At 36.0% G+C, this 26,024-nt stretch carries 30 protein-coding genes and 1 tRNA gene; 11 read left to right on the top strand and 20 right to left on the bottom strand.

Translation table 11 applies throughout. From position 1 onward, the window contains the following. Nucleotides 1-6 precede the first annotated feature (6 nt). Nucleotides 7-369, top strand: coding sequence for a TerB family tellurite resistance protein (locus tag ACEYOS_RS12680; RefSeq protein WP_373709055.1), 363 nt, complete (start codon nucleotides 7-9; stop codon nucleotides 367-369). Nucleotides 370-379: 10 nt separating this feature from the next. Then, on the top strand, nucleotides 380-1,141 hold the full coding sequence (tpiA, locus tag ACEYOS_RS12675; protein ID WP_373709056.1) for a triose-phosphate isomerase: 762 nt from the start codon (nucleotides 380-382) through the stop codon (nucleotides 1,139-1,141). A 96-nt stretch (nucleotides 1,142-1,237) separates the two neighbouring features. Here the strand turns inward: tpiA and clpP are convergent, their stop codons facing one another. The 4 genes from clpP to dnaG all read right to left on the bottom strand — a co-directional run bounded on the left by clpP (nucleotide 1,238) and on the right by dnaG (nucleotide 4,485). Beyond that, nucleotides 1,238-1,924, bottom strand: coding sequence for an ATP-dependent Clp endopeptidase proteolytic subunit ClpP (gene clpP, locus ACEYOS_RS12670; protein ID WP_373709057.1), 687 nt, complete (start codon nucleotides 1,922-1,924; stop codon nucleotides 1,238-1,240). 194 nt (nucleotides 1,925-2,118) lie between these two features. Then, nucleotides 2,119-2,292 carry a hypothetical protein gene (locus tag ACEYOS_RS12665; protein ID WP_373709058.1) on the bottom strand — a complete coding sequence of 58 codons (174 nt, stop codon included), beginning with the start codon at nucleotides 2,290-2,292 and terminating at the stop codon, nucleotides 2,119-2,121. Beyond that, complete coding sequence (locus tag ACEYOS_RS12660) at nucleotides 2,289-2,504, bottom strand: hypothetical protein (RefSeq protein ID WP_373709059.1); 216 nt, start codon at nucleotides 2,502-2,504, stop codon at nucleotides 2,289-2,291. The genes ACEYOS_RS12665 and ACEYOS_RS12660 overlap by 4 nt, the downstream gene beginning before the upstream one ends. A 55-nt stretch (nucleotides 2,505-2,559) precedes the next feature. Beyond that, the gene (dnaG, locus tag ACEYOS_RS12655; RefSeq protein WP_373709060.1) at nucleotides 2,560-4,485 is read right to left on the bottom strand and encodes a DNA primase; all 1,926 of its coding nucleotides are present in this window, start codon (nucleotides 4,483-4,485) and stop codon (nucleotides 2,560-2,562) included. Nucleotides 4,486-4,908: 423 nt separating this feature from the next. Between dnaG and ACEYOS_RS12650 the strand changes: the two genes are divergently transcribed. The 5 genes from ACEYOS_RS12650 (at nucleotide 4,909) to ACEYOS_RS12630 (ending at nucleotide 8,842) form a co-directional block, all read left to right on the top strand. Further along, nucleotides 4,909-5,913, top strand: coding sequence for an isoaspartyl peptidase/L-asparaginase family protein (locus ACEYOS_RS12650; protein WP_373709061.1), 1,005 nt, complete (start codon nucleotides 4,909-4,911; stop codon nucleotides 5,911-5,913). Between the two features lie 2 nt (nucleotides 5,914-5,915). Beyond that, the gene (gene tsaE / locus ACEYOS_RS12645; RefSeq protein WP_373709062.1) at nucleotides 5,916-6,323 is read left to right on the top strand and encodes a tRNA (adenosine(37)-N6)-threonylcarbamoyltransferase complex ATPase subunit type 1 TsaE; all 408 of its coding nucleotides are present in this window, start codon (nucleotides 5,916-5,918) and stop codon (nucleotides 6,321-6,323) included. A gap of 83 nt (nucleotides 6,324-6,406) precedes the next feature. Continuing rightward, nucleotides 6,407-7,600: an alanine dehydrogenase gene (locus tag ACEYOS_RS12640; protein WP_373709063.1), complete on the top strand. Its 1,194-nt coding sequence runs from the start codon at nucleotides 6,407-6,409 to the stop codon at nucleotides 7,598-7,600. Further along, complete coding sequence (locus ACEYOS_RS12635) at nucleotides 7,601-7,972, top strand: hypothetical protein (protein ID WP_373709064.1); 372 nt, start codon at nucleotides 7,601-7,603, stop codon at nucleotides 7,970-7,972. Between the two features lie 27 nt (nucleotides 7,973-7,999). Beyond that, on the top strand, nucleotides 8,000-8,842 hold the full coding sequence (locus tag ACEYOS_RS12630; protein ID WP_373709065.1) for a prephenate dehydrogenase: 843 nt from the start codon (nucleotides 8,000-8,002) through the stop codon (nucleotides 8,840-8,842). Nucleotides 8,843-8,879: 37 nt separating this feature from the next. Here ACEYOS_RS12630 and ACEYOS_RS12625 read toward each other — a convergent pair whose 3' ends face one another. The 12 genes from ACEYOS_RS12625 to ACEYOS_RS12570 all read right to left on the bottom strand — a co-directional run bounded on the left by ACEYOS_RS12625 (nucleotide 8,880) and on the right by ACEYOS_RS12570 (nucleotide 18,985). Then, nucleotides 8,880-9,509, bottom strand: a complete 630-nt coding sequence (locus ACEYOS_RS12625) for a class I SAM-dependent methyltransferase (protein WP_373709066.1) — start codon at nucleotides 9,507-9,509, stop codon at nucleotides 8,880-8,882. Nucleotides 9,510-9,543: 34 nt separating this feature from the next. Further along, nucleotides 9,544-9,993, bottom strand: coding sequence for an ABA4-like family protein (locus tag ACEYOS_RS12620; RefSeq protein ID WP_373709067.1), 450 nt, complete (start codon nucleotides 9,991-9,993; stop codon nucleotides 9,544-9,546). Nucleotides 9,994-10,151: 158 nt separating this feature from the next. Then, nucleotides 10,152-10,901 (bottom strand): alpha/beta hydrolase, encoded by a 750-nt coding sequence (locus ACEYOS_RS12615; protein WP_373709068.1) that lies wholly within the window; start codon nucleotides 10,899-10,901, stop codon nucleotides 10,152-10,154. A gap of 140 nt (nucleotides 10,902-11,041) precedes the next feature. Continuing rightward, entirely contained in the window at nucleotides 11,042-11,734 is a 693-nt protein-coding gene (locus ACEYOS_RS12610) for an alpha/beta hydrolase (protein WP_373709069.1), read from the bottom strand. A 289-nt stretch (nucleotides 11,735-12,023) separates the two neighbouring features. Beyond that, nucleotides 12,024-12,860 (bottom strand): LytTR family transcriptional regulator DNA-binding domain-containing protein, encoded by an 837-nt coding sequence (locus tag ACEYOS_RS12605; protein WP_373709070.1) that lies wholly within the window; start codon nucleotides 12,858-12,860, stop codon nucleotides 12,024-12,026. A 288-nt stretch (nucleotides 12,861-13,148) separates the two neighbouring features. Further along, nucleotides 13,149-14,567, bottom strand: a complete 1,419-nt coding sequence (locus ACEYOS_RS12600; RefSeq protein ID WP_373709071.1) for an L-serine ammonia-lyase — start codon at nucleotides 14,565-14,567, stop codon at nucleotides 13,149-13,151. A 167-nt stretch (nucleotides 14,568-14,734) separates the two neighbouring features. Continuing rightward, a complete protein-coding gene (locus ACEYOS_RS12595; protein ID WP_373709072.1) occupies nucleotides 14,735-15,376 on the bottom strand; it encodes an alpha/beta hydrolase in 642 nt (213 codons plus the stop codon). Between the two features lie 62 nt (nucleotides 15,377-15,438). Next, nucleotides 15,439-16,005 carry a YceI family protein gene (locus tag ACEYOS_RS12590; RefSeq protein WP_373709073.1) on the bottom strand — a complete coding sequence of 189 codons (567 nt, stop codon included), beginning with the start codon at nucleotides 16,003-16,005 and terminating at the stop codon, nucleotides 15,439-15,441. 132 nt (nucleotides 16,006-16,137) lie between these two features. Then, nucleotides 16,138-16,656, bottom strand: a complete 519-nt coding sequence (locus ACEYOS_RS12585; protein WP_373709074.1) for a YceI family protein — start codon at nucleotides 16,654-16,656, stop codon at nucleotides 16,138-16,140. Nucleotides 16,657-16,722: 66 nt separating this feature from the next. Next, entirely contained in the window at nucleotides 16,723-17,775 is a 1,053-nt protein-coding gene (locus ACEYOS_RS12580; RefSeq protein WP_373709075.1) for a glucokinase, read from the bottom strand. Nucleotides 17,776-17,883: 108 nt separating this feature from the next. Beyond that, entirely contained in the window at nucleotides 17,884-18,450 is a 567-nt protein-coding gene (locus ACEYOS_RS12575) for a hypothetical protein (protein ID WP_373709076.1), read from the bottom strand. Nucleotides 18,451-18,697: 247 nt separating this feature from the next. Beyond that, entirely contained in the window at nucleotides 18,698-18,985 is a 288-nt protein-coding gene (locus ACEYOS_RS12570; RefSeq protein WP_373709077.1) for a rhodanese-like domain-containing protein, read from the bottom strand. A 72-nt stretch (nucleotides 18,986-19,057) separates the two neighbouring features. Here ACEYOS_RS12570 and queG point away from each other — a divergent pair, with 72 nt between their 5' ends. The 3 genes from queG to ACEYOS_RS12555 all read left to right on the top strand — a co-directional run bounded on the left by queG (nucleotide 19,058) and on the right by ACEYOS_RS12555 (nucleotide 21,911). Continuing rightward, a complete protein-coding gene (gene queG, locus ACEYOS_RS12565; RefSeq protein WP_373709084.1) occupies nucleotides 19,058-19,987 on the top strand; it encodes a tRNA epoxyqueuosine(34) reductase QueG in 930 nt (309 codons plus the stop codon). A gap of 50 nt (nucleotides 19,988-20,037) precedes the next feature. Continuing rightward, a complete protein-coding gene (locus ACEYOS_RS12560) occupies nucleotides 20,038-20,715 on the top strand; it encodes a TIGR02117 family protein (protein ID WP_373709078.1) in 678 nt (225 codons plus the stop codon). Nucleotides 20,716-20,813: 98 nt separating this feature from the next. Continuing rightward, entirely contained in the window at nucleotides 20,814-21,911 is a 1,098-nt protein-coding gene (locus tag ACEYOS_RS12555) for a transporter substrate-binding domain-containing protein (protein ID WP_373709079.1), read from the top strand. A 41-nt stretch (nucleotides 21,912-21,952) separates the two neighbouring features. On the opposite strand, the gene ACEYOS_RS12550 is transcribed toward ACEYOS_RS12555, so the two are convergent. The 4 genes from ACEYOS_RS12550 to ACEYOS_RS12535 form a co-directional block, all read right to left on the bottom strand. Beyond that, nucleotides 21,953-22,462 carry a hypothetical protein gene (locus ACEYOS_RS12550; RefSeq protein ID WP_373709080.1) on the bottom strand — a complete coding sequence of 170 codons (510 nt, stop codon included), beginning with the start codon at nucleotides 22,460-22,462 and terminating at the stop codon, nucleotides 21,953-21,955. A gap of 61 nt (nucleotides 22,463-22,523) precedes the next feature. After that, nucleotides 22,524-23,504 (bottom strand): hypothetical protein, encoded by a 981-nt coding sequence (locus ACEYOS_RS12545; RefSeq protein WP_373709081.1) that lies wholly within the window; start codon nucleotides 23,502-23,504, stop codon nucleotides 22,524-22,526. A 415-nt stretch (nucleotides 23,505-23,919) separates the two neighbouring features. Next, nucleotides 23,920-24,004, bottom strand: a tRNA-Leu gene (locus ACEYOS_RS12540). A 116-nt stretch (nucleotides 24,005-24,120) separates the two neighbouring features. Then, on the bottom strand, nucleotides 24,121-24,885 hold the full coding sequence (locus ACEYOS_RS12535) for an MBL fold metallo-hydrolase (protein WP_373709082.1): 765 nt from the start codon (nucleotides 24,883-24,885) through the stop codon (nucleotides 24,121-24,123). Between the two features lie 47 nt (nucleotides 24,886-24,932). Here ACEYOS_RS12535 and ACEYOS_RS12530 point away from each other — a divergent pair. Further along, nucleotides 24,933-26,024 (top strand): TonB-dependent receptor (locus tag ACEYOS_RS12530; protein ID WP_373797588.1); only part of this gene is annotated, 1,092 nt, incomplete at its 3' end.

The raw sequence follows: 26,024 nt of genomic DNA, 5'->3' as shown, positions 1-26,024 counted from the left end.
AAGATAATGAATCAAAATCAACACAAATCTAATAAATCAATTGCAGGTTATCACCTACTGATGATCCTTTCCGCAGTTGATGGCGAATTTGCGCCCGCAGAAGGAATGCTTATTCAACAATATCTTGCGGACGAATTTCCCTTCAAAATTAATTTAGACAATGAGCTTGACGCAATTGCTGTTTTACAAGCCGAAGAATGGAAAGATCATTTCGAATTTCACGCGCACTGTTTTTTAGATGATTCAACGCCAGAAGAGAGAAAATCTTTCGTACAGTTTGCGAAGACTTTGATCAAAGCAGATGAAGAAGTATCAGAGCGCGAACATCTATTCTACACGCTTTTAAAAACTATTTGGAAACTTAATTAAATCTTTGAAAATGAGAAAGAATATCGTTGCAGGAAACTGGAAAATGAATAAAAATGTAATTGAAGCACAACAACTGATGTTTCAATTATTGGACTATAAAAAGAACAACAGTACCAATTGTGAAGTTTGGATTGCACCGCCAGCAATGTATTTAATGATGGCCAAAGACGTTTTCTCAAACAATGAAATCGGCGTTTTCTCCCAAGACATGAGCGAGTACGAAAGTGGCGCTTATACTGGAGAAATTTCAGCAGATATGCTGGAATCCATTCATGCAATGGGAACTTTGATTGGTCATAGTGAGAGAAGACAATACCACGGTGAAACTGATGCGCACTGTAATGTAAAAGTGAAATTAGCTTTGGACAAAGGTTTAACGCCAATTTACTGTAATGGTGAAACTTTAGAGCAAAGAAAATCAGGCAAACATTTCGAAGTGGTAAAAAACCAAACCGAAGTTGCTCTTTTCACTTTGACTGCAGAAGAAATTAAAAAAGTAGTAATCGCTTACGAACCTGTATGGGCCATCGGAACAGGCGAAACTGCTTCTCCGGAACAGGCACAGGAAATTCATGCCCACATCAGAAGTTTAATTGCCGACAAGTACGGAAAGGAAGTCGCTGATGAAATTTCAATTTTATACGGCGGTTCTGTAAAACCAGATAATGCGAAAGAAATATTTTCTCAACCAGATATCGACGGTGGTTTAATCGGCGGTGCTGCTTTGAAAGTAGATGATTTTTCTAAAATTATTGAGGGATTTAATAACTAGGATCCTTACCTTAAATCCCTCTCCAAAAGAGAGGGACTTTTACGAAAAATGCGTTTCATTTCTGAAACGCATTTTTATTTTTAGCTTGAAAGTAAATTATTTCTTTTCTACTTTTCTGGCAAGAACTTCATCCACCATTCCGAAATCTTTCGCTTCCGAAGAGGTCATCCAGTAATCTCTATCAGACGCTTTTTCTACCCATTCGTAAGTTTGTCCAGAATGTTCAGAAATGATATCGTATAATTCTTTTTTCAATTTCAACATTTCACGCAAGTTGATTTCCATGTCAGAAGCCACACCTTGTGCACCACCGCTTGGTTGGTGAATCATCACTCTTGAATGTTTCAAAGCTGAACGTTTTCCTTTCTCACCAGCGACCAAAAGAACAGCTCCCATTGAAGCAGCAATACCTGTACAGATTGTCGCAACATCTGGCTTAATAATTTGCATCGTGTCATAAATACCCAATCCTGCATAAACGCTCCCACCTGGAGAGTTAATGTAAATTTGGATGTCTTTCGACGAATCAGAACTTTCTAAGAAAAGCAACTGAGCCGTAATAATATTAGCTACCTGATCATCGATTCCTGTTCCCAAGAAAATAATTCGGTCCATCATTAAACGCGAAAAAACGTCCATTTGAGTAACGTTTAATCTTCTCTCTTCCATGATATAAGGCGTAAGATTGGTCGGGCCATACATTCCCATATATTGATCCGTTGCCAATCCGCTATTTCCTAAATGTTTTACAGAGAAATCTCTGAAATCTTTTTTAATATCCATTTTATATTTTTGTATTATTCTTATTTACTTTTGCTCAAAGTTTATACCTTTTCGTGAATTTAGCCATTCTGTCACTTAAATTTCGGATTTCTTTTAGAGTGGAAAACAGCGTCAATATAAGCGATTTTTTCCTGTTCTGCAATTCAGTAAATTATTGAGTATGGAAATCGGATTAAGGGAACTTTGTGCAAATTCTATCTATTTTTATATTCTTCAAAAAGATAAGGATTGTCTTGAATCAAATTCAAATATTCTTCAACTTCTTCAATAAAATCAAATCCTAATCCACTTCTTTTATCTTCATACCAACTAACTGCCGCCTCTAATTCTTCTGCAGCAGGTTGTAAAAAAATAATTTCGTAACTCAATTTAAAATTCGCTTTTTCAAACTATTCCAGCTCTCAGTAGAACTTTTACCATTTTCGAAATCTTTCTTTCTTCTAATGGCCTCTTTCCACTGCTCTTCCGAAAGCTCAGTTTCTTCTAATAACAATTTCGCAATCGTCTGTTTTTCTTTAGCATTTAATTGATTGATCATTACTAAAAGTTGCTCGAATGGTAAGTTTACAGAAATATCCATTTTTAAAGTTTAATCAAATTTAGAAAATTTTTCCTTAATTCCATTGGTCCAACCATCATAAAACCCTAAACAATTTCTGGTCGATATCTTTTTTTAATTGAGTCAGGTTCATCATTGTTTTATAAAGCTCGTCGTTATTTTCAGATTCTGACAATTTTAATTTCAATTCTCCCATCAATTTCATTACGTATTCTCGTTTATGCCTAAAAATAACATCCTGAACAATTTTAGGAACAACATCTTCCTCCTTACTAAAGAAAATCTGATGCTTTTCCCAATTGCTTAATTCATAAGGATCGAGCAAAACATTAGCTACTTTCTGCGTAATATCCGCATCCATTAAGGTTAGAAAAAAATTCCCAGAACGCAGGCTCTTTTCTGAAATCCCTTCTTTAATTTCATTGATAATGCTTTGATTTAAAGAAGATTGAACCTCATATTGATCTTCGTCTAAATGACCGATGATCTCTTCAATAACCGTAGTTTGGTACTGCTTGTTTTCATCGTCAGTACGGTCAACAATTAAGTCTCCATATTTTAACATGAGTTCCACCAACTTCTCTTCTAAAATGATGAGCGGATTAACCTTCGGAAGATCGGCTGGAACAACTTCCATCTTTGGTCTTTCTTGCGGTTCCTGCCTGTATTGTGGCGAAAATTGTTTAGTTTGAATCTGCTTTTGAACATTCAGTTCATTAAAAAGAGATTGTTCTGAAATTCCAAACTTATTCGCTACTTCTTTCAGGTAAACTTCCTGCTTCAAAGCATTCTTTACAAATGCGACCGACTTGATGATGTCGCGAATTGCTTCTGCTTTTTTGATCGGATCATCGCCAGCTTCTTTCAATAAAATTTCAGCCTTGAAATCAATGAAGTCTTTTGCTTGATTTTTAATAAAATCCTCTACATATTGCTGTGGATGTTTCCTGGAGAAGGAATCAGGATCGTCGCCATCAGGGAAAAGCAGAATACGAATATTCATTTCTTCGGCGAGCAATAAATCGATGCTTCTAAAACTCGCTTTAATTCCGGCCGGATCACCATCAAACAAAATGGTTACATTTTCAGTCAAACGCTTAATCAGTTTAATTTGATCAACTGTCAATGCTGTTCCAGAACTCGCAACTACATTTTCAATTCCACTTTGATGCAACGCGATTACATCCATATAACCTTCCACTAAGAGGCAAAGATTTGCTTTTGAGATCGCTTGCTTACCTTGACTCAGTCCGTAAAGAACACTGGATTTATGATAAATTTCTGTTTCCGGAGAATTCAGATATTTCGCCGTTTTAATATTATTCTTCAGAATTCTGGCACCAAAACCTAAAACTCGGCCCGAGAAACTATGAATGGGAAATAGAACCCTTTCCCGAAAACGGTCGATTCCATTGGGTGCATTTTCAGGGAAAATAGAAAGCCCTGATTTTTCCAGAATTTCTTTGGAATATCCTTTATTTAAAGCAAATTCTGTAAAGGCGTTTCGCTGTTCCGGCGAATATCCCAAATGGAATTTTTTAATAATATCGTCCCGAAGTTCACGCTCTTTAAAATAAGAATAAGCAATGGTCCTTCCCTCTTCAGTTTCAAACATTTGCTCCTGAAAATAATCATTCGCAATCTCATGTATTTTATAGAGCAATTCTTTGTCGGTTTGCGCTTGCTTTTGCTCCTCGGTGAATTCTCTTTTATCTTCTTCTATTTCAATTCCGTACTTCTGTGCAGCATGTCGCAGTGCTTCTGGATAAGTGAAATTTTCGATTTCCATTAAGAATGAAATGGCTGTTCCCCCTTTTCCAGACGAGAAATCTTTCCAAATCTGCTTGCTTGGAGAAACGACAAAACTGGGTGATTTCTCATCGTGAAACGGACTTAAACCCTTAAAATTAGAGCCAGCTCGTTTGAGTTGTACATATTCACCAACGATTTCCTCGACCCGAACGGCAGAAAATATTTGATCGATTGTTTGCTTAGAAATCATTCGGTAAAAATAGGAAATATGTTTTTCATTTCCTTATAGATTTGGGTGTATCCCTCGCCAAAACTTACCAACAAACTGCACAATTTTCCAGCAGCTCGGGTCGGGCTCTACATTACAAGTCCTCAGTCGACGCTCTCCGCCGAGGCGGATCGCGCCTCCTTCCGGGCTTTCCATTGCGATCCCTTACGCAGGGGAAGAGCCAAGTAAAAAGTAGGAAGAGCCATGAAATGAAAGTTGTAAATTTCAGAACTGATAATAATACAATTTTTGTTAAGGCATTTATCTCAGTAAATTCCTGAAAAGCAACTTCGGCATAGTCAAATCTGTGCACAAAAGGCGAATTCATTTTCTTGATTTTACTATACTATATTAATGTTATGCTAAAAAAAATTCAATAAATTTGGCGAACAATTTCTTTTACAAATGAAAAAACTCCTACTCGCTTCCATCGTCACTTTTTCACTGATGATGTCGGCTCAAAAAAAATACGTTCTCGTTATCCATGGCGGTGCAGGAACCATTCTCAAATCCAACATGACGGCTGAAAAAGAAAACGCATACAAAGCAAAATTGACAGAAGCCCTAAAAGCTGGATATGCAGAAATTCAGAAAGGAAATACGTCCATCGATGCAGTTGCGGCTTCCATCACGATCATGGAAGATTCGCCTTTATTCAATGCGGGTAAAGGAGCTGTTTTCACTGCTGATGGAACAAACGAACTCGATGCTTCCATCATGTATGGAAAGGACAAATCAGCGGGAGCAATTGCTGGAGTTCACACTATTAAAAATCCGATTAAAACTGCGATTGCGGTAATGCAAAAATCAGAACATGTGATGTTGTCTGGAGTTGGCGCAGAACAGTTTGCAAAAGAACAAAACTTAGAAATTGTTGATCCAAAGTATTTCTGGACCAAAGACCGTTGGGAAGGTTTGCAAAAACTGAAGCAAAAAGAACAGTCGAAGACAAATAAAAAAGTCTCCCAAAATACGCTACCAGAATCTTACGAGATCGACCAAAAATTCGGGACTGTTGGTGCAGTTGCTTTAGATAAAAGTGGAAACATTACGGCTGGAACTTCCACGGGAGGAATGACCAATAAAAAATACGGTAGAATTGGAGATGCTCCCATTATTGGTGCCGGAACTTATGCTGATTCTCAAGTCGGAATTTCCGCCACAGGTTGGGGAGAATATTTTATCCGTGCTACAGCTGCGAGAACGATTGCGGCAAAAATGGAATATCAGAATAAAGACGTTAGAACTGCTGCGCAGGAAACCATCGATGAAGTTGAAAAAATGGGCGGTGATGGTGGTTTGATCGCTTTAGATAAGGATGGAAATATAGCAATGCCTTTCAATACCGCCGGAATGTATCGTGGAGCAATTACCGAAAAGGGTGAAATTCTTATCGAAATTTATAAGTAAACATGGAATTCAAAATTAATAAATTAGAAGACTGGCAGATGGTTATTGACGAAATCCTACCCCAGCTTCAACACAATATTCTTCTGTTAAAAGGAAACCTCGGTGCCGGAAAAACAACTTTTAGCCAGTTTCTTTTGAAAAACCTGGGCAGCCAAGATGAAGTTTCCTCTCCTACTTACGCGATTGTAAATGAATACGACACGCCGAAAGGTAACGTTTTTCATTTCGATTTATACCGCATGAAATCTGCGGATGAAGTTGAAGATATTGGTATTCATGAATACCTGGATAACGCTTTTCTCTGCATCATCGAGTGGCCTGAAGTTTACGAAGAAGAACTTGCGCATTTCCCACATCATGAAATGAGCATTGAGAACGATGGTGAATATCGCGTCATCAACTTCCGCTAGAATTTTCCGCATTAATAATCAAATCATCGTATATTTGTCCACTGATTCTTTTGGATTAGTCGCTATTTATCAAAACTTATAAAATGAGTCATACCCACGTTTTTACCCCATTTTCCGAAAGAGATTTACTTCCGCAAGAAGAGAAATTAGAAATCGTAAAAAAGGGAAAACAATTCAGTATAGGAGTTCCAAAAGAGACTTGTCTTAACGAGCGCAGAACGTGTATCACGCCAGATGCAGTGCAGGTTTTGGTGGCCAACGGCCATCATATTATTGTAGAAGCCGGAGCTGGTGAAGGATCCTTTTTCAGCGATTTTCAGTATTCTGAATCTGGAGCGAAAATCACTCAAAATCCGCAAGAAGCCTACGAACAGGATTTAGTTTTAAAAATTAATCCGCCAACTACTGAAGAAATTGACATGCTGAAGATGAATACTTATCTGATTTCAGCTTTACAAATCAATTTGCGGGACAAAGAATATTTTAAAAAACTGGCAGAGAAAAAAATCAACGCGATTGCTTTTGAATTTATCGCTGATGAATACAAACAGTTGTCATTAGTACGATTGATTGGTGAAATTGCAGGAAGTATTTCTATCCTTTATGCCGCGGAACTTTTGGCGCTTTCCAATGGATTGATGCTTGGTGGAATTACCGGCGTTCGTCCTACAGAAGTAGTAGTGATCGGCGCTGGGATCGTTGGAGAATTTGCTACTAAAGCCGCTTTAGGTCTTGGAGCGAGTGTGAAAGTTTTTGACAATTCTTTATCAAAACTTCGTCGTCTGCACATGATGGTTGATGGTCGTGTACCAACTTCTATTATCGACCCGAAAGAATTAACCAAGAGTTTAAAAAGAGCCGATGTAGTGATCGGCGCCCTTTCAAAATTAAGTGCAGTTCCGATTGTCACCGAAGAAATGGTGGTCGGCATGAAAAAAGGCAGCGTTATTATCGACGTTACGATCGACAATCGAAAAATGATCGAGACGTCGGAAGTGACAGATATGGAGAATCCGTATATTATTAAACACGGAGTTATTCACTGCGGTTTACCGAATTTAACTTCGAAAATGCCAAGAACAACCACGAAAGCAATTTCTAATTTCTTTCTTTCCTATCTCCTGAACTACGATGACCAAGGAGGTTTTGAAAATATGCTGGTCCATAAAAATGAAATGAAGCAATCGCTTTATATGTACAAAGGTCGCCATACTAAAAAAATGATCTGCGACCGATTCGATCTTACTTACCACGATATCAATCTTTTAATTTTTTAAATGAGAAAAATAAAATTCTTCTTACTGGGCCTAATTCCCGGACTTATTCTCGTATTTTTTATTCTGAACAAAAAAGGCGCAAGTTGCAGTGGATATCTTCCTAACTCAAGAGTGATCGCTGAATCTTTATCAAAAGAATTTACCTACTCTGACGATTTTAAAAAGGAAATGGAATTGTGGAAAGTGGATGAGAAATTTCTGAAAGACAGTATTCTCACCAAAGGATATATCGTTTTCGAAAAAAGTGACGCTCAGAAAAAGCCTTGTCCGAGTTACACCTTGATCTATCCGAAGAAAAATCCCCGATACGAAGTCGCATATGAAAAATGTGCAGAACAATCTAATTTCCACAGTCTTAAAAAATTAAGATAAGCAAATTTTACAAATAAAAATCTACATATGAAATTAACCATCATCGGAACTGGTTTAATTGGTGGGTCAATTGCCTTAAAATTACGTGAAAAACAATTTATCGATTACGTTTACGGCGTTGATCAAAATGAGCGGCATTTAGTTGAAGCAAAAGAACTGCGCATTATCGATGAAGGTTCTACGTTAGAAAGCGCAGTTCAAAATTCTGATTTAATTATTCTCGCCATTCCAGTGGATGCCGCCAGACAATTGTTGCCTGCTGTTTTAGATTTAGTTAATGATCAGCAAACCGTTATGGACGTTGGTTCTACCAAAGGTGGAATTGTACAAGCTGCAAATACTCATAAAAACAGAAACCGTTTCGTGGCTTTTCACCCGATGTGGGGAACAGAAAATTCTGGACCTCAATCTGCGATATCAGACAGTTTTACAGGAAGAGCAGGAGTTATCTGCGACCAAGATGATTCCGCCCAAGACGCTTTGAAAATGGTGGAGCAAGTTGCCAAACATTTAGAAATGAATCTTCTGCACATGGATGCAGACGGTCACGATATTCACACTGCTTATATTTCTCATATCTCGCATATCACTTCGTACGCTTTGGCAAATACCGTTCTTGAAAAGGAAAGAGAAGAAGATACCATTTTCCAACTGGCGAGTTCTGGTTTTTCGAGTACGGTTCGTTTGGCGAAATCTCATCCTGAAATGTGGGTTCCGATTTTCAGACAGAATAAGGAAAACGTGTTGGATGTTTTGAATGAACACATTACGCAACTTCGTAAGTTTAAATCTGCGTTGGAAAAGGATAATTATGATTATTTGGAAGAGTTGATTCGGAATGCGAATAAGATTAGGGGGATTCTTAGATAAGAGGTTGAAACTTATTTATAAGAAGGTTTGATTTTCCTTATTTCTTCTTGAAGATCATTGTTAAAATTCTCGGAATAGAACTTTTGTCATTGTCATCAAAATATTCGCTGATATCGACTAACTGCAAATCATGTTTTTTGGCACAAGTTGCAAATTCTGAAATGTGATGCGTAAAGCAACTCACTTCTTGAAGCCCATCTACTGTTTCAAATCTTGCTTTTGAACCGTTGTATTGCTTAAAAGGATGTAGTTCACCAATGTAAATAATTCCGTTTGAATTGACGACTTCGTTTAGTTTTTGGAAGATCATATCCAGATTTTCGATATGTTCTAAAACGAGACCGAAAGTGACTAAATCATATTTAGTATTCCCCGTAAAGTTCCATTCTTCGCTGATGTCAGCCTGAATAAATTTTACATGGTGAGAATTTATTTTCTGTTTTGCCTTCGCTAACATTTCAGCTGAAAAATCCACTGCCACAACCTGGTCCGAAATTTCCATTAAGAACGCAGTGTTTTTTCCTGTTCCGCATCCTATTTCCAGGCAGTGAGTAAAATGTTGTCCTTTTAGATTTTTACTGAGTGAAATTGCTTCCAGATCTCTCGTTTTATTCTCGTTGGTGTCATATTGTTCAGACCAGATCTTATAGGCTTCTCTTACATTCATTTTTTAGAAAATCAGTTTATTTTGTATTTTAAAATCAAGCGACTTTCGTTTTATCTTTTTTGAATTTACTGTAGAAAAACTTTACAAGCTGATAAAGAACAAAACCTAACGGTCCAAGCATAAAAGTAAAAAACAGACACGGAATAATTACCAAGTGTGGAATTGATAATTTTTGAGCATCTTTCAATATCCAGGTTCCGACAAACAGATCAAAGGCAAGAAAATGATACCAAAGCGCACTGCTTCCCCAAGCATCACTGTGTTGCAACAAATTCATAATTCCTTGTAGAGAAGTAAAGTCCATAAAATCCAGCGTACCATAAGAAGAGATAATAAGAATGCTGTAAGTGACAGAAAGTATTAGTACTACAGAAAAAGTGCTGATGATGACTTGCGTAACTTTCCATTTGGGCGCAAAAATCATCAGTATCCAAACGATTGCAACGAGATTATTTAAAATCAGAAAGAGTGTTTCGGGATTCATAGTTTTTAAGTTTTATTTTTGAAAACGAATATAAGTATTAATTCCTTTGAAATTACTGGGCTGGAAAATAAAAATATCAGCTGTTAACAACATCGTCGGAGTTTGAAACACAGAAAAAACGAAATGATATTTACCCCAAAATAAATTATCGCAACTCATTATTTCTGCATTATTTTAATAAACTCGTCAACATATTGTTCTTCGTTATCGTAAATACCCTTAATGTGTTTACCTTTAATTTCCCAGAATTCAGTATTAGTTTTATTAGCTGCTTCAAATAATTTTTGGCCCAACTCATAAGGAACTTGCTCATCAAATTTACTGTGTATAATAACGGTTGGGATTTCTAATTCTCTTATCTCCTTTTCAGCTGGAAAGTCATTGTTCATCAATAGTGGAACAATCCATTTAAAATTTTTTAGGTTTAATGCTTTCGCATACACTTTTCCAATATCGGGAAAAGAGCTAAAAGTTCCTTCTAACACCAATCCTTTTATTTTATCCTGTCTTTCTTTCGCAGTCATTGTAGCAAAAGCACCACCCAGCGACTGTCCCCAAATGATAATTGGCTTTTTAGAAACATCGTCAAATTGGGCGACTTTATCGAAAACTAATAGCGCATCTTGTTTTAAGATTAAAGAATTATCAGCCACTCCATTTGATTTTCCAAAATCTCTTCTTTCAAAACAAAAAACCTGAAAACCTTTTTTTAGAAGTGGTTTGTAAGATTCCTGAACGGAAGACATTAAATGCATCCCTTTGCCAGAATAATGAAAAATTGTTCCGACGACAGGAGTTGAATCTGGTTTAAATAGAACGCCATGTAATTTCACGTCCTTATTTACTTCAAAATAGAATTCTTGACAATTCAGTTCTGACGTAAATTCCACGTAATGAGTATCATTCATTTGATAGATCATCCTGTCCGAAAATCTGGAAAAACGAATATATAAAATGAATATTAATACAATTGAAAAGAATGTTATTATTAACAACTTTACAATTTTTATTAATTTAATCATGGTTTTATTTTTGTTCCTGAAACTAATCATTGATTTAATATTTCATTAAACTTGTTGACGTATTCCCGTTCATAGTTGATAATTCCTTTTACATGTGCTCCTTTTATTTTCCAGAATGTTGTATTCGTTTTATTTGAATTGATGAAAATATTTTCACCCAATTGAAACGGAATCATTTTATCTTCTGTACTATGAATGATCACCACTGGTTTAGTAACCTTTTTTATTTCCTGGTTCGTTGGAAAATCATCATTTAAAAGCAAAGGTATTAACCATTTCAAATGCTCTAATTTAATTTCACTTGCGTAATGGTCCGCTATGTCAGGAAAGGAACTGAAAGTGCCTTCTAAGACTAATCCTTTAATGTAATTATTTCTTTCTGCTGCATTGGTTGTGGCAAAAATCCCACCTAAAGAAACACCCCAAATGATGATATTGGTTCCCTTAACATCCTCGATAGTTTTAAATTTATCGAATATTTCAAGAGCGTCTGCTTTTAATTGGATTGTGTTATCATCTTCTCCGGTCGATCCTCCAAAACCTCTGCGTTCGTACGTAAATATTTGAAAGCCATCCTTCAAAAGTGGTTTGTACATGAGCTGCGCCGTATTTAAATCCATTCCGTTTCCGAGATGATGAAAAATAGTGGCTTTTACGGCTACAGAATCACGCATGAATAAGGCCGCGTGTATTTTTGTGCGATCATTTAATTCGAGCATTAATTCCTTATGTTTAAATAAGCTTTTGAATTCGGTTTTACCTGAATTAGTTTTATAGATAAACGGATCAAGAGTTCTACTGAATCGGACGTAACATAGAATACACACTAACAGTATCAGTGTTACAACAGTAATTTTTACAAGGATCTTTAGGACTCTTTTCATTTGCTAAAATGTTTATTATTTAAATATTTCAGCAAATGAAAGAAGATTTAAAACAGAACGAAAATTAAAGTGGCAGGTGCTTCCCTTTTGTGGTGAAACCGTACTTCTTGGGGTGAATTCCTGATTATTTGGGACCGTTTAATATGGAGTTAATCGTCTCAAAATAGGTTTCGGAAACAGGAATGGCAAGCTCGGTATTTTTCAGATTTAGTTTTGAATTTTGTTTACTTCCTTTTACCGCAAGAGTAAAGTCCGGATTGACAATGTAAGAACGGTGTGTTTTAATAAATGAAGGAAGTTGTTTTTCGATATTGGCAAGCGTACTTCTTAGTAGTTTCTCTTTGATCAAATCATGTTCTAGATATGAGATGAGCACATAATTATTTTCAGATTTTACAAACATCAGATTTGCTTCATCAACTATAAAAATATCTTTTTTCAAACTACCGGTAAGGGTAATATTTTTAGTGTCCGACAAAGTAGGAGTTTGTGAATTTACATTCTTGTTCGTTAAATCTTTCGCAGTGTATTTTCTTCTTAGATAATAGGTGAGAATAAACAGGAGAATTCCAAAACTGAATAAGATCGTTTTAAACCAACCTAAGAAATGCGGTAGATTTAATCTTTCAGGGTTTTTATTGATAATGATTTCCGTATAATAAAATCCAATGATGATAGAGAGAAAAATAAAAATGACATTGAAGATGATTTCTTCAAGCACTTTCCAGATCTTTATTTTTTTATAATATAAATATGAAAATAAATGAGTGATGAAATAACTTAAAAAAACGATAAAATCATAAATCAGAAAATAGATGGTTTTATAGGAAAAATCAGAACCTCCAGAATTAAATGGTTGCAGAAAAAATAGAATGAACAGAACGAAGAATCCCAAACAACTTCCAATAAAAAGATGAGCTCTCGCTGAAGTTTCGTATGGAAATGGTTTATTTAAAAACATATTAAATTAATTTCTGACTGGATTTTCCAGGTCAATTGATGGAAATAGTATTTTAGGTAAGCTTATCATTGGCGATGAAATTAAATCCGGATCATTTCAAAATTCTTTAAAATAACTTTTCTTTGCAAAAATTTGTCAATAAAAAAAACCGCGCTCTGTTCTAGCCCGGATGGAAACAGCATCCTTTTTATTTTTTTCGACAGAAAAAATGAAAAGATATAGTGGACAGCCGGACGGGTATTCGAAAAAGCGAAAATCTTGTTGCTCTTAAAAATTAAAGGAAAAAATCTAGCATTCAGCCACGTTAACCGCAATGGCAAGACCGCCTTCCGATGTTTCTTTGAAACGGTCGTTCATTCCTTGCGCAGTTTCCCACATCGACTGAATCACTTCGTCTAAAGTCACACGCGCTTTGGCAGGATCGGATTCTAAGGCAATATTGGCCGCAGTAATCGCTTTCATCGCACCCATAGAATTTCTTTCGATACATGGAATTTGCACCAATCCACCGATCGGATCGCAGGTCATCCCAAGGTGATGTTCCATGGCGATCTCTGCAGCCATCTGAACCTGACCAGGAGTTCCACCCATAATTTCTGTAAGACCCGCAGCGGCCATGGCGGAGGAAACGCCGATCTCTGCCTGACAACCGCCCATCGCAGCAGAAATTGTAGCGTTTTTTTTAAAGAGCGTTCCAATTTCGCCTGCGACTAAAAGAAAACGGATGACACTTTCATCACTTTTGAATTCGGTGAAACATTGAGAGTACATGAGCACGGCTGGAATAACGCCACTTGCTCCATTTGTTGGAGCCGTGATAATCCTACCGAAACTTGCATTTTCTTCGTTAACCGCTAACGCAAAACAGGAAACCCATTTGTTGATATTGGTAAAACTCAGATCAGCATCAACTAAGTATTGATACCATTCGTGGATATTTTTGTAGATATTTTCGCCTAGTAATTTGCTGTTCAAATTTGCAGCACGACGCGTCACATTTAAACCGCCGGGAAGAATCCCTTCTTTGTTAACGCCTTTATAAATACACTCTTTGATCTGTTGCCAGATATAAAGCGCTTCTTTTTCTGTTTCTTCTTTAGTACGCCACGACTCTTCGTTCAGAAAAACCAGATCTGAAATTTTATCTAATCCTAATTTTGCAATATTTTTATCAATATCTTTTCCATTATGGCAAGGATAAAGAGTTCTGGTACAGTTATTCTCATAGGAATGTTCCTCTTTAGTAGCAATAAATCCACCACCGACAGAGTAATAATCCTGAATCAATTCTTCGCCATTTTCAAAAACAGCTTTGAAGATCATTCCGTTTGGATGAAAGTCAAGGGATTTTTGCTTGTTTAAAATCAAATGATGTCCGTAAATAAAGGGAAGTACTTTTTCGCCATTAAGATTTAAAGTATTCGAAGATTTGATGGCTTCTACTTTTTCATTAATTTTTGAAGTGTCGATGAGTTTAAAATTCTCACCGGAAAGTCCGAGCATTCCGGCAATATCAGTTCCGTGCCCAATACCGGTTTTGGCTAAAGAGCCGAAAAATTCTACAAACACTTCTGTGACGTCCTGAAGATCGTGGTCGGTTTTTATTTTTATAATAAAGCTTTCTGCTGCATTCCACGGTCCCATCGTGTGAGAACTTGAGGGTCCGATCCCGACTTTTATAATTTCAAAAACACTGATTGACTCCATTACTTTTTATACGAAATGATGATTAAACCTAATTGACTTGAAGACAAAGATAATTCTATTTTTACTATTTGTAGAATAGAATTTACTTCCTGAATATCGATCAAAATTAGGAACGTATCTTCCATTGATCGAGCGAATTAAGTAAGATTATTTTTCAAAAAAACGATTTACTTAAAAATCTCATTCAAAATTTTGGAGACCTGTTTTGGTTTGGTCGCGGGAAAAAGATGCGTTCCATTCTGAACGACGTAATCAGGTTTGGAGTATTTCACCGGAAACACAATATCTTTGCTTCCCAAAATTTGAATTACTTTGGGATTTTCTTCAAATTTCCAGTCAGACACTTTTTCGATACCCCATTTTAAATAGTATTGATCACGAACCGTAAAGTATTCCATGAGTTTTGGATTTTTAGGATCTACAATATTTCGGGCTACGGAATAAATGGCGGCAGATTTTACGTTAAACATACTTTGTGGTAAATATTTAGTAATCCGAGACATTTCGCCGAACTTAATGAAGCGGGATTTTTCTTTATCAGATTTGATGCTGCCCATAATGACCACTTTTTCAGCAGATTTGATCTTATCAATTTCCTGCACAATAAGGCCACCAAAAGAATAACCGAGTAAGGCAAACGGTTCAGAATCATCCACTCGAGCGGCCATCCTTTCTACATAATGATGAAAATCTTCTTTATTCTCGGGAATGAGCCAGTCTAAAAAAACAACTTCTAAATTTTCAGGGAAATTAATTTTTTCGAGTACTTTAAAATCGGCGCCCAGGCCGCTGATGACATACAGTTTCATCTATCAAAAATAGAAAAAAGAGCAGACAATGCTGCTCTTTCTGTACTAATATTTTGTTAAAGTTACTTTGCCGTAATATTGATGATCATATCGATATCGTCTTTTACAACCACATCTTTAGCTGCAGAAGCATATGCGATTCCGAATTTCTGACGGTCAAACGTAAACTTATCTGAAATCATATTCAGTACGCCATTTTTTAAAGAAATTTTCGCTGGGAAAGAAACTGGATTTGTTTTTCCTTTTGCAGTCAAAGTTCCGTTCACCATATAAGGGAAGGCTTTGCTGTTATTCTTTTTTACAGATGTAATTTTGTAAGTCGCACTTGGGAATTTATCAGTTTCGAAGAAGTCTCCCGTTTTCAAGTGGTTGTTTAATTTGGTTTGATATTCACCAGTTAAATCAGTTGCGTTGATGCTGGTCATATCTAAAGCAAAAGTTCCGCCCACGATATTATTTCCTTTCATTACAACATCGCCAGATTTTAAAGTCACATTTCCGTTGTGAGAAGAAGCTTCGGTTTTTGCTATTTTATAACCCCACCATTCAACGTTTGAATTCACTACCTTTTTGGTTTGTCCGAACATCATTCCTCCAGCTAAAATTGCTGCTAATACTAAATTTCTCATATCTATTTTGTTAAATTTTCAAGTGCAAACATATTGAAAATTTAATACAGATGTCCTTGATGTAAGATAAGAAAACTTTATTTCCCTTTTAGAGTAACGTTCATTTCAACATCATTGCTGATTAACATATCTTCAAAAAATATTATATTTCAAGCCGAAATTTTTTCGGTTAAAAGTAAATTGTGCAGAAGTTAAAGTAAAGATCGAATTAGCTTGGGTAACCTTCACCGGAAACGAGATATTTTTAGAAATCCCCTTGATCGTCAATGGTCCCGTGACTTGATAATTGTAGCCGTTACTTTTAATTTTCTTTATAAATTTGATTTGAAAGGTTGCTGTCGGGAATTTATCGGTGTCGAAAAAATCATCGCTTTTCAAGTGATTCTCCAGGAATCTTTTTTGCTTCGGGCCTCCGTTCATATCTTCAGCATCAATGGTAGTCATATCCATAACGAAACTGCCACCTGCTAAATCATTTCCACTAAAAATAAGCTTGCCTGATTTTAATACTACTGTTCCGAAATGAGAAAGGGATTCTGTTCGCAATGTTTTATAGGCTTTCCAGCGGATCTCGGAGGAAATTATGCTTTTCGACTGAGAAAATAGAGTGATTGAAAATAAACCGAATAGAGGGAGAATAAGCTTTTTCATTAATAGTAAGATTAGTTAGAAATAAAAAACTCCGCTTAGTAGCGAAGTTCATTTACGAGTATTTGATTAACATTTTTTAGAGAAAGCTGCATAAACAGCTGCTCCGTTAATAATCGTTTTTTCATCTTTCACCAAATAAATTGGAATGTCTTTTAAGATGTTTTCCATTTTATCGCTGATGATGAAATTTTTGTAGAATTTGCTATTGTTAAGAAATTGCTCCAGCATCACTGGGATTTCTCCACTAAGGAAGAGTCCGCCTGTTGCTTTCATTTTCAGCACCAAACTGTTAGCTTCACGAGCCAGGAATACCAGGAATGTTTCAATCGTCATGGTACAAATTCGATCTCTTTTATCAATGGCACCTCTGATAATTGCTTCTGTAAAATTTCCAGCTTCAATTTCCTGCGTCAACCATTCTGGCTGAACCTGACGTTTAACATCTCTCAAAAAACGATAGACATTGAACAAGCCACCTTTTGAAAGAACCGATTCCCAACTTACAATTCCGTAAATTTTTTGCAGGAAAGAATAAAATTCAACTTCGTCATTGGTTCTTGGTGAAAATTCACAGTGACCACCTTCTGTAGCAAATGGTCTTAAAAAACTACCATCCCAGAATAATGCTGCTTCTCCTAAACCGTCGCCAGGTGCTAATAAAACTGCGTTGCCAGGCGCAAAATTTCCGGAGTCATGAATTTTAACAAAATTTTCTTCAGCCACATGTTCTAACCCGTAAGCGGATGCCTCTAGATCATTGATTAAAAAAACGTCTTCAATTTTTGTATTATTTTTGATCTCTTCAGCATCTAATTTCCAAGGCAAACGGGCGGGAGCACTTTTCCCGCCGATTACAGGACCAGGAACTGCAACTGCAATTTTAGAAATATTGTCTAATGAATTCTCGCTGATAAACTGATTGACGATATCTGAAAAAGAACTGAATTCTTTGGTATCGTACGTCTTTTCAATTTTTAAAAAAACCTTGCGATTTTCCGCAATGTAAAGACCGACAACTGTTTTTTCATCTCTAAGATCGGCGGCGATCAAAGAGACATTGTCATTGGTCTCTGAAGAAATTCCAGGTAAAAAAAGGTTGAATTTATTTTTAGTATCCATGTTGTAATGTTATCAACCAAAGATAATAATAGTTTTTAAAACAGCACTTAAAAAAACAAAAAACCTCCTCTGTTACCAGAGAAGGTCGAAAAAATTTTTTGAAGAAGATTATTTTCCTAATGGAATATTATAACCAACTCCTACACCGATTGCACCGGCATTATAGTCTTGTCCAACCATTTCACCTTTACTTCCTGTAAACGTTTTTTGGTAGTTTAAGGAGAAGTTCCAGTCTTGATTGTGGTACCCAATTTCTGGTTTAATATATAAACCACCATCTGGTCTGTCAGCAGATCCAACATTTGATGCAACTTTGTCATCACCAACGATGAAACCGTAACCGATATCAGTACCTAAATAGAAACCCATTTGTTTTGGATATACTCTAATTAAAGCAGCTACAGGAATAACACCGAAGTCATTATTATTATATCCATTATTTTCGGTACCAAAGAAATGATTATAACCTGTTGCGATACCTAATCCAAATCCTGGCGTAATTAAATTTTGATAAGAAAGATCAACACCTACCGTTCCACCAGCATTTTCAGAAGGAACCGCAATTCCACCGTTGATACCAACTTTAAGCATATTCGTCATATCCGCACTTTGTGCACTCATTAAACCTGCGGTCATTAAACCTAAACCAAGAATTGATTTTTTAACTGAATTCATAATATTATTTTTTTAAATTTTACGAAGAGGTACTTGTCAAAATCGTGCCAAAATACAAAGCAATCTGTCAAATTTTAAATAAATAATAAACAACTAATTGACTATAAGATACTTAGATACTATATAAAACTAAACACGCATTTAGATTATAAGAAATGTTTTAATGACAATTATTGAATTAATTAGAAATTAGACAAAAAAAAAGAGTCGATCAACGATCAACTCTTATCTTAATTAAAGAAATCTTTTACAGATTTTCTAAAGTATGCTTTACATCAGAATAACCTCCACCATTATAAATGTCAGACATATTTTCAGATTTGAAAAACTCAAGCGCTTTTCCGCTTCTATTTCCGCTTCTGCAGAAAAAGATTTTTGGACCGTCTAACTGCTCTACTTCTTGTTTGCGATCTTCCAGTTCTCCTAAAGGAATATTAACCGCAGATTCGATCTCTCCATCCATTTCTAATTCCATTGGCTCACGAACATCGATTAAGTGATATTTTCCTGATTTTAAAATTTCTTCTACTGACATATTTTATTATTTAGTGGTTGTTATATTAAAGACACAAATTTATAAAATATTGTTAGTTTTGCAATGCAATCTATGTTACAAAGTCCAGAAAATTATTCGAATCTCATTAAAGCCAAAGCAAAAAAGTTTGGTTTTCAAAATTGTGGAATTTCCCGAGCTGATTTTTTAGAAGAAGATGCGAAACCATTTGAAAGTTGGCTAAGCAAAAATTACAATGGCGAAATGGCTTACATGGAAAATTATTTCGATAAAAGACTCGATCCAAGATTATTGGTCGAAGGGTCAAAATCGGTGATCTCTCTTTCCTATAATTATTTCCCGGAGGAAGATCTTTCTGGTATCGATCAGTTGAAAATTTCGAAATATGCTTATGGTCAGGATTACCATGAGATCATCAAAGAAATACTGAAAGAAATGGTGGCAGAACTTCAGGATGAAATTGGTGATTTCTACTGTCGGATTTTTACCGATTCTGCACCGATATTAGAACGAAGCTGGGCCAGAAAATCCGGAATTGGCTGGGTTGGAAAAAATGCAAACCTCATCACGAAACAAAGCGGTTCTTTTTATTTTTTGGCTGAAATCATTTGCGACTTAGAACTTCAGGCGGATTTTGAAACAACTGATCATTGTGGATCCTGCCGGAAATGCATCGATGCTTGTCCGACCGATGCGATTGTTTCTGACAAAATAATTGATGGCAGCAAATGTATTTCTTACGCAACCATCGAATTGAAAAATGAAATTCCTGAAAGTTTTAAAGGAAATATGGAAGACTGGATGTTCGGTTGCGACATTTGTCAGGACGTTTGTCCCTGGAATCGATTTGCAAAACCTCATCAACAGGAAAAATTTAAACCAACTAATTTACTCAAAGAACTTCGCAAACCGGACTGGCAAGAATTATCACAGGAACTATTTTCAGAAATATTTCGCAAGTCGCCGGTAAAGAGAACGAAATTTGCAGGGCTAAAAAGAAATATTGAATTTTTGACTAAATAAAGTCCGTTTGAAATTTAATTGTATCTTAATTATATCTAAAAACATTTACATTGAAAAAAACACTCCAAATTATTTTAAAAGTAATCGCTGCAATTGTAGGATTAGTCATCATTTATGTAATTCTAGCGCTCACAATTCCTTATATTCCTGTTCAGAAAAAAGCAACAAATGACGTCGCTGATATTCCTGTTTATATTTACACCAATGGTGTTCATACCGATATCGTAATGCCGATCAGAACAGACCAAATGGACTGGAGTGAAAAAATCCCGTTTCAAAATACCCTATCAAAAAGTACAGATTTTAATTACGTTGGAATTGGCTGGGGCGACAAAGGATTTTATTTGGATACGCCAACCTGGGCACAATTAAAAGTTTCCACCGCTTTCTACGCCGCCTTCTGGTTGGGAGATTCTGCGATGCATACCACTTTCTATAAAACAATGACAGAAGGTGATGATTGTAAGAAAATCATGCTCACGAAAGCGCAGTATGAAGAGTTAATAAAATTTGTGGATTCTAAATTTGATAAAAACACTGCTGGCCAGAATATTCTAATAGAAACCGACGCAGTTTACAGTAAAGATGATGCCTTCTATGAAGCGCAGGGAAGTTATAGTTTCCTGTACACTTGTAATACCTGGACCAATAACGCATTAAAAGCAGCCGGACAAAAAGCAGCACTTTGGACTCCCACAGATTTTGGGATTTTTCAACATTACAAATAAGCTTATTAATCATACTTTTCTTTATTGCTGATATTTTCAAATTTGTGAGAAATATCAATTTTTCTTAATTTGAAAACTTCGGCAAAAATCAACTTCTTATGAAACAACGACTTCTTCATCTTTTACTTATCCTTAATTTTAGTTTTTTATGCTTAAATTCTTTATCCGCGCAAACTGTCAATTCTAATAAAGATTCTTTACGCGTTGGAGTTGCTGGTACTGCTCCGTTTGTTTTTATGGATAAAGGAAATCCAACACCTCAGGGAATTTCTGTTAATATCTGGAATCAAATTGCTACTGATCTTGATTACAATTACACGTACAAACCTTACAATACGGTAAATTTAGCTTTAGATGCGCTTAAAAATGGTGAACTTGATTTAGTGGTTGGTCCAGTTACTATTAACTCTCAACGTTTAGATAACTTCAGATTTTCGCAACCCTTTTATCAATCCAGTTTAGCGATCGCTTATAAAAAAGGAGAGTTCAGCATTTGGAATGTTGTTAAACTTTTATTCAGTTTTAAATTATTAATAGCGATTGGTATTTTCTTAGTAATTCTTGCGATTGTTGGGGCTCTTTTATGGTTGGCAGAACGTAAGGCTTCACCAGATCAATTCCCCGCTGAAGCTTCAAAAGGAATTGGAACGGGAATGTGGTTGGCTATTGTAACGATGAGTACAACCGGTTATGGAGATAAAGCTCCCGTAACTTTAATGGGAAGAATTATTGCCGGAACATGGATGATCGTATCCATTATTTCTGCGACGTCAATGATTGCCGGAATCGCGAGTGTATTGACCTTTTCTAATCTTCAATCGGTTGACATTAAAAATATCGAGCAGCTGAATGGAAAAAAAGTAGCCACCGTTTCGGGCTCACCGTCCATCACTTTTCTGAAAGAATATAACGTCAGAATAAAGTCCGTAGAAAACTTAGCTGAAGCGATGAAAATGTTAGATGGCAAAGAAGTAGATGCGATTGTTTACGATCGTCCGCAATTGATGTACTACATCAACACTCATAAAGATGACGATCTGGAGCTTTCCAAAGCAGAATATTATCAGCAAGGTTATGGTTTTGCTTTTCCAAAAGAAAGTGATCTCATTTTTAAAGTTAATAGAACTTTATTGGAGTTGGCTGAAGATCAACAAATCTCAGAGATCACTGAAGAATATTTAGGTAAACAGCAATAAAAAAGTTCCCGATGAAGGGAACTTTAAAAAAATCAATTGATTTAATCTTTAACTGAAAGACTGAAAAATAGATCCAGTTCATCTTTAACATAAACCATCCCTCCCATTTTCTTTGGAGGAACAATGTTGAAGTCCGAAAACCGTACTCTCTTATTCCCTACCAGATTATTATTGTACATGCTAAATTCTACCTGATAGTTTTTAGAAACAGTCATCATTTTAACTTCTAAAACAGCAATAAACCGATCAGCGGAAGTTTTGGTAAACTCGATAAATCTAATGGTGAGATTTGGATATTGATTCGACTGCAAAATTTTTCTAAAATCAGAAGTCATCATCTTGTTTCTACAATCAAAATCATCTAACTTAAAAATCACCTTTGGAAGCTGACTGCCTTTAAAAGAATAGATAGATAAGGAATTCTGGAACTTGGTATTGCTACATTTAAAAGTATTAACATTGGTCCAGCCATTAATTTCCAATCCATTTTTCTGAGCGAAACCAAAGCTGGAAATCAGTAAAAAAAGTAATATGGAAATTTTAGTTTTCATGATAAAAAAGTAAAAGAGAAGGAATCGGCGTGCAATCCCTTCTCTAAAGAATATTTAAAAATTAGAAACCGATGCTCGCTTCAAACATAAATCCGTTAAACTTACCACCTCTTAGAGCACTGGTTGCACCCCAAACTGCATCATCATTATATTTCTGAGAAACATATTCTACTTTAGCAACTACGTTTTTGGTCATGAACCAACCACCGCCTACGTTGAATCTGTCTATTTTTCTTTCTGCAGAAACTTCATCGTCCTGTCCAGTTACAGAGTTATATCTACCGCCTAAATAGAATTGTTCATTTCCACCAAGTCTGTATAATAATTCTGCACCTAACTGAGTATAATCACCTCTTGTCGCTCTTGGTGTTAAACCTGCTGCTTTGTTACCGGTAACATATTCATAAACTCCGAAGAATTCTAAACCTTGATACTTGATGAATGGATTCAGTTGGAACGCCTGTACTTTTTTGAATCCTGGGTTGAATCTTCCAGTTGCGTAATTGTCTTGTCCCATTGCATCATTTTCAGTAAGAAGAGTGTAGTAATATCTACCACCTGCTCTGTCTGCACTGTATAAATTTCCACCACTGCTCAAACCATTTGTTTGAATGAAAGATCCAGTCATTCTTACTCTTAAATCGGCATTAACCTGTTTGTCCCAACCAATTTTAGCATAAACTGAAGGAGAGTTCCAGTTAGTTCCTTTAACAGCTGTTTGGTTTAATTTACCGTTAGACATCCCTACCATTCCAATAAAGTTATTGTAGAACCCGTATGCTTCACCAAATGCTTCAGTAGTAAAACTGTCCATAATATAGTTTCCTACGAATGGGTTGTTGATTGCTTCTGCATTATCAGTTCTTCTAAAGTGAGTATCACCGTAGTTAATTTCGTCCATACCGATTTTTACTCTCGCATGTTTCATAATTTCTGAAGCAAAACCCTCTTTAATGAAACTTAGATCATCAACCTGAATATAACCACCTTTTACCCAAGCTTCGTTATGGTGACGTGCAGAAAGATAAGTTCTCAAATGCATTTTTAATCCTTTTGCTTCTTTTTTTTAATCAATATTAAATATAATAACATAAAATACTTAAATATTTACATAATTAATAATATAAATGACTTAAAATCTTAAATTATTAAAAGAAATGGCATAATTCTTAACAAATGTTAATGGAATTTTTTATACTCCTCGCAAATCGCCTGACAGAAGTCATTTATAAAATTGTAATTTATCAGATAAAAAAAATTATTTTTAGAAAAAGCTGAAATGCTGAGTGGAGAATTAGAAGTAGTGAGATTAGTCCAGATACTGAAAATTTCACCTGAAATTAGAGGTGTTAAGTTGAGCAATATTAGAAGAGTGCATGAAATCTCATTGTTACAATTGAAAGAGCTTAATATAGGAAATAAAAAAACCTCTGCAAATCAATGATTACAGAGGTTTTTGGTACCCGGCACCAGAATCGAACTGGTACATCTTGCGATACTAGAGTTTGAGTCTAGCGCGTCTACCAATTCCGCCAGCCGGGCTCTTTTTAAATTGGTGTGCAAATATAGAATTATTTTTTAGTTTAAGGAAAATTATTTACTGAAATTTTCAACATATTCTCAGTAAACATCGGTTAGTTTCGCTAACTATTTGATTATCAAAACTGCAGTTCCAGTCCATCATAGGCAAGATGAACATTTTCGGGAAGCTCTTGTTCTAATTCATCGTGTAAGCCTAAATGATGCGAGATATGCGTTAAATAGAATTTCTTGGGTTTCAATTCTTCGAAGAGTTCCAAAGCCTGTGGTAGAATAAAATGAGCAGGATGCAGCTCCTCTCTACGAATGCAATTCAGAATCAAGTAGTCCAGATCTTGTAACTTTCCTTTCTCCTGATCAGAAATAAAACTGGCGTCCGTAATGTAAGCGAGTTTTTTAAATTTGAAACCTAAAATCTTTATTTTCGAATGCATCACTTCAACCGGAATAATCTCAGTTCCGAAAATTGAAAAAGCATCATCGATTTCATGCAGGTCAAAAGACGGCGCACCCGGATATTTTACATCTGAAAAAGCATAAGGGAATCTCGCTCTCACTTCGTCTCCTACTCTTTTCTGACAATAAAGATCAATGTTTTTTCTATTTTTAAAAATTAACGGACGTAAATCGTCCAGTCCAATCACGTGGTCATTATGTTCGTGCGTCAGGAGAACAGCGTCAACTTGCTCTTCTCTGTTATCCAGCATTTGCATTCGAAAATCAGGTCCACAATCGATTAGAATCTTTTTTCCAGAATCGGTAGTGACCAAAGCGGAGGAACGGAAACGTTTATCTTTTGGGTTGAGTGAGGTGCAAACCTCGCAGTGACAGGCAATAACGGGAACTCCTTGCGATGTTCCACTTCCTAAAAATTTCAACTTCATTTTTTTTGATGTTGGTTTAATTTTGGTAAATTTACAAAAAATTAGAATTGCCCGTGACTCCTCAGAAACTTACTCCAAAACAAAAAGCTTTAGCGATTAATTTAGACCCCAACATTTACGGTACTTTTGCCGAAATTGGCGCGGGTCAGGAAACTGTTCGCCATTTCTTTAGAGCGGGAGGTGCTTCCCAAACCATTGCAAAAGCCATGTCTGCTTACGACAAAGACTTCAGTGATGCAATTTATGGCAGAGAAGCCAAGAACAGATATGTTACGCAAAACAGACTTCGCAAGATGTTACGTTATGAAGTTTCTTTGATAGAGGAACGCGTATCGCGCGAAACCTGTCCCGGTAGAAAATTCTTTTCTTACGCCAACACGGTAACAACCATCAACTTCGATAAAACGATGAAAGGTCATGGTTGGGTTGGGTTGCGTTTTCAGTTGGGGGAATGCGAAGATTACAACGAAATTGTACTGCACGTAAAATTTAATGAAAATGATGCAACATTACAGCAAGAAACCTTGGGGAGTTTAGGAGTTAATCTTATATACGGAGCTTTTACTTACGCAGATAATCCCAGGCAGATGATTAACTCACTGTTGGATGATGTCTCCAAAGACAATATAGAAATCGACATGATCGACTTTAGTGGGCCAGCGTTTTCATATGTCGATAACCGTTTAATGAGTCTACAGCTTGTAAAGAATGGAATGACAGACGCGGTAATTTTCAATTCAGAAGGAAATAACATGTTGCCTGCTGATATTCTTTACAGAAAAAATATTTTTGCAGTCCGAGGAAGCTTTCGTCCTGTAACTTTGGTTAACACCGATATGTTTGAGAAGGGTTTAGAACTTTTCAAAAAAGATTGGGGTTGTAGTGAAGAAGAGACCGAAGTTTTATTCGAAATTACCATTGCCAATTTAAGAGCCGCTGGTGATATTGATGAGCGTGACTTTTTAGACCGTGTAGATATTTTGGGAAAATTAGGTTACACCGTTATCATTTCTAACTTCTCCGAATACTATCGACTCATCGACTATTTCGCCCCTTATACCAATGGTAAAATTGGAGTAGCGATGGGTGTAAATAATATGCTTGATGTTTTTGATGAGAATTACTACGAAAATCTTTCA

The organism is Kaistella sp. (genome assembly GCF_041824135.1).
Taxonomy (GTDB): domain Bacteria; phylum Bacteroidota; class Bacteroidia; order Flavobacteriales; family Weeksellaceae; genus Kaistella.
This window is presented reverse-complemented; position numbering and strand designations above follow the sequence as displayed.

What these genes read in the sequence shown, in the direction of transcription:
- ACEYOS_RS12680 (WP_373709055.1), top strand. Translation starts at nt 7, where the DNA reads ATGAATCAAAATCAACACAAATCTAATAAATCAATTGCAGGTTATCAC.
- tpiA (WP_373709056.1), top strand. Translation starts at nt 380, where the DNA reads ATGAGAAAGAATATCGTTGCAGGAAACTGGAAAATGAATAAAAATGTA.
- clpP (WP_373709057.1), bottom strand. Translation starts at nt 1,924, where the DNA reads ATGGATATTAAAAAAGATTTCAGAGATTTCTCTGTAAAACATTTAGGA.
- ACEYOS_RS12660 (WP_373709059.1), bottom strand. Translation starts at nt 2,504, where the DNA reads ATGGATATTTCTGTAAACTTACCATTCGAGCAACTTTTAGTAATGATC.
- dnaG (WP_373709060.1), bottom strand. Translation starts at nt 4,485, where the DNA reads ATGATTTCTAAGCAAACAATCGATCAAATATTTTCTGCCGTTCGGGTC.
- ACEYOS_RS12650 (WP_373709061.1), top strand. Translation starts at nt 4,909, where the DNA reads ATGAAAAAACTCCTACTCGCTTCCATCGTCACTTTTTCACTGATGATG.
- tsaE (WP_373709062.1), top strand. Translation starts at nt 5,916, where the DNA reads ATGGAATTCAAAATTAATAAATTAGAAGACTGGCAGATGGTTATTGAC.
- ACEYOS_RS12640 (WP_373709063.1), top strand. Translation starts at nt 6,407, where the DNA reads ATGAGTCATACCCACGTTTTTACCCCATTTTCCGAAAGAGATTTACTT.
- ACEYOS_RS12635 (WP_373709064.1), top strand. Translation starts at nt 7,601, where the DNA reads ATGAGAAAAATAAAATTCTTCTTACTGGGCCTAATTCCCGGACTTATT.
- ACEYOS_RS12630 (WP_373709065.1), top strand. Translation starts at nt 8,000, where the DNA reads ATGAAATTAACCATCATCGGAACTGGTTTAATTGGTGGGTCAATTGCC.
- ACEYOS_RS12625 (WP_373709066.1), bottom strand. Translation starts at nt 9,509, where the DNA reads ATGAATGTAAGAGAAGCCTATAAGATCTGGTCTGAACAATATGACACC.
- ACEYOS_RS12620 (WP_373709067.1), bottom strand. Translation starts at nt 9,993, where the DNA reads ATGAATCCCGAAACACTCTTTCTGATTTTAAATAATCTCGTTGCAATC.
- ACEYOS_RS12615 (WP_373709068.1), bottom strand. Translation starts at nt 10,901, where the DNA reads ATGAATGATACTCATTACGTGGAATTTACGTCAGAACTGAATTGTCAA.
- ACEYOS_RS12610 (WP_373709069.1), bottom strand. Translation starts at nt 11,734, where the DNA reads ATGCTCGAATTAAATGATCGCACAAAAATACACGCGGCCTTATTCATG.
- ACEYOS_RS12605 (WP_373709070.1), bottom strand. Translation starts at nt 12,860, where the DNA reads ATGTTTTTAAATAAACCATTTCCATACGAAACTTCAGCGAGAGCTCAT.
- ACEYOS_RS12600 (WP_373709071.1), bottom strand. Translation starts at nt 14,567, where the DNA reads ATGGAGTCAATCAGTGTTTTTGAAATTATAAAAGTCGGGATCGGACCC.
- ACEYOS_RS12595 (WP_373709072.1), bottom strand. Translation starts at nt 15,376, where the DNA reads ATGAAACTGTATGTCATCAGCGGCCTGGGCGCCGATTTTAAAGTACTC.
- ACEYOS_RS12590 (WP_373709073.1), bottom strand. Translation starts at nt 16,005, where the DNA reads ATGAGAAATTTAGTATTAGCAGCAATTTTAGCTGGAGGAATGATGTTC.
- ACEYOS_RS12585 (WP_373709074.1), bottom strand. Translation starts at nt 16,656, where the DNA reads ATGAAAAAGCTTATTCTCCCTCTATTCGGTTTATTTTCAATCACTCTA.
- ACEYOS_RS12580 (WP_373709075.1), bottom strand. Translation starts at nt 17,775, where the DNA reads ATGGATACTAAAAATAAATTCAACCTTTTTTTACCTGGAATTTCTTCA.
- ACEYOS_RS12575 (WP_373709076.1), bottom strand. Translation starts at nt 18,450, where the DNA reads ATGAATTCAGTTAAAAAATCAATTCTTGGTTTAGGTTTAATGACCGCA.
- ACEYOS_RS12570 (WP_373709077.1), bottom strand. Translation starts at nt 18,985, where the DNA reads ATGTCAGTAGAAGAAATTTTAAAATCAGGAAAATATCACTTAATCGAT.
- queG (WP_373709084.1), top strand. Translation starts at nt 19,058, where the DNA reads ATGTTACAAAGTCCAGAAAATTATTCGAATCTCATTAAAGCCAAAGCA.
- ACEYOS_RS12555 (WP_373709079.1), top strand. Translation starts at nt 20,814, where the DNA reads ATGAAACAACGACTTCTTCATCTTTTACTTATCCTTAATTTTAGTTTT.
- ACEYOS_RS12550 (WP_373709080.1), bottom strand. Translation starts at nt 22,462, where the DNA reads ATGAAAACTAAAATTTCCATATTACTTTTTTTACTGATTTCCAGCTTT.
- ACEYOS_RS12545 (WP_373709081.1), bottom strand. Translation starts at nt 23,504, where the DNA reads ATGCATTTGAGAACTTATCTTTCTGCACGTCACCATAACGAAGCTTGG.
- ACEYOS_RS12535 (WP_373709082.1), bottom strand. Translation starts at nt 24,885, where the DNA reads ATGAAGTTGAAATTTTTAGGAAGTGGAACATCGCAAGGAGTTCCCGTT.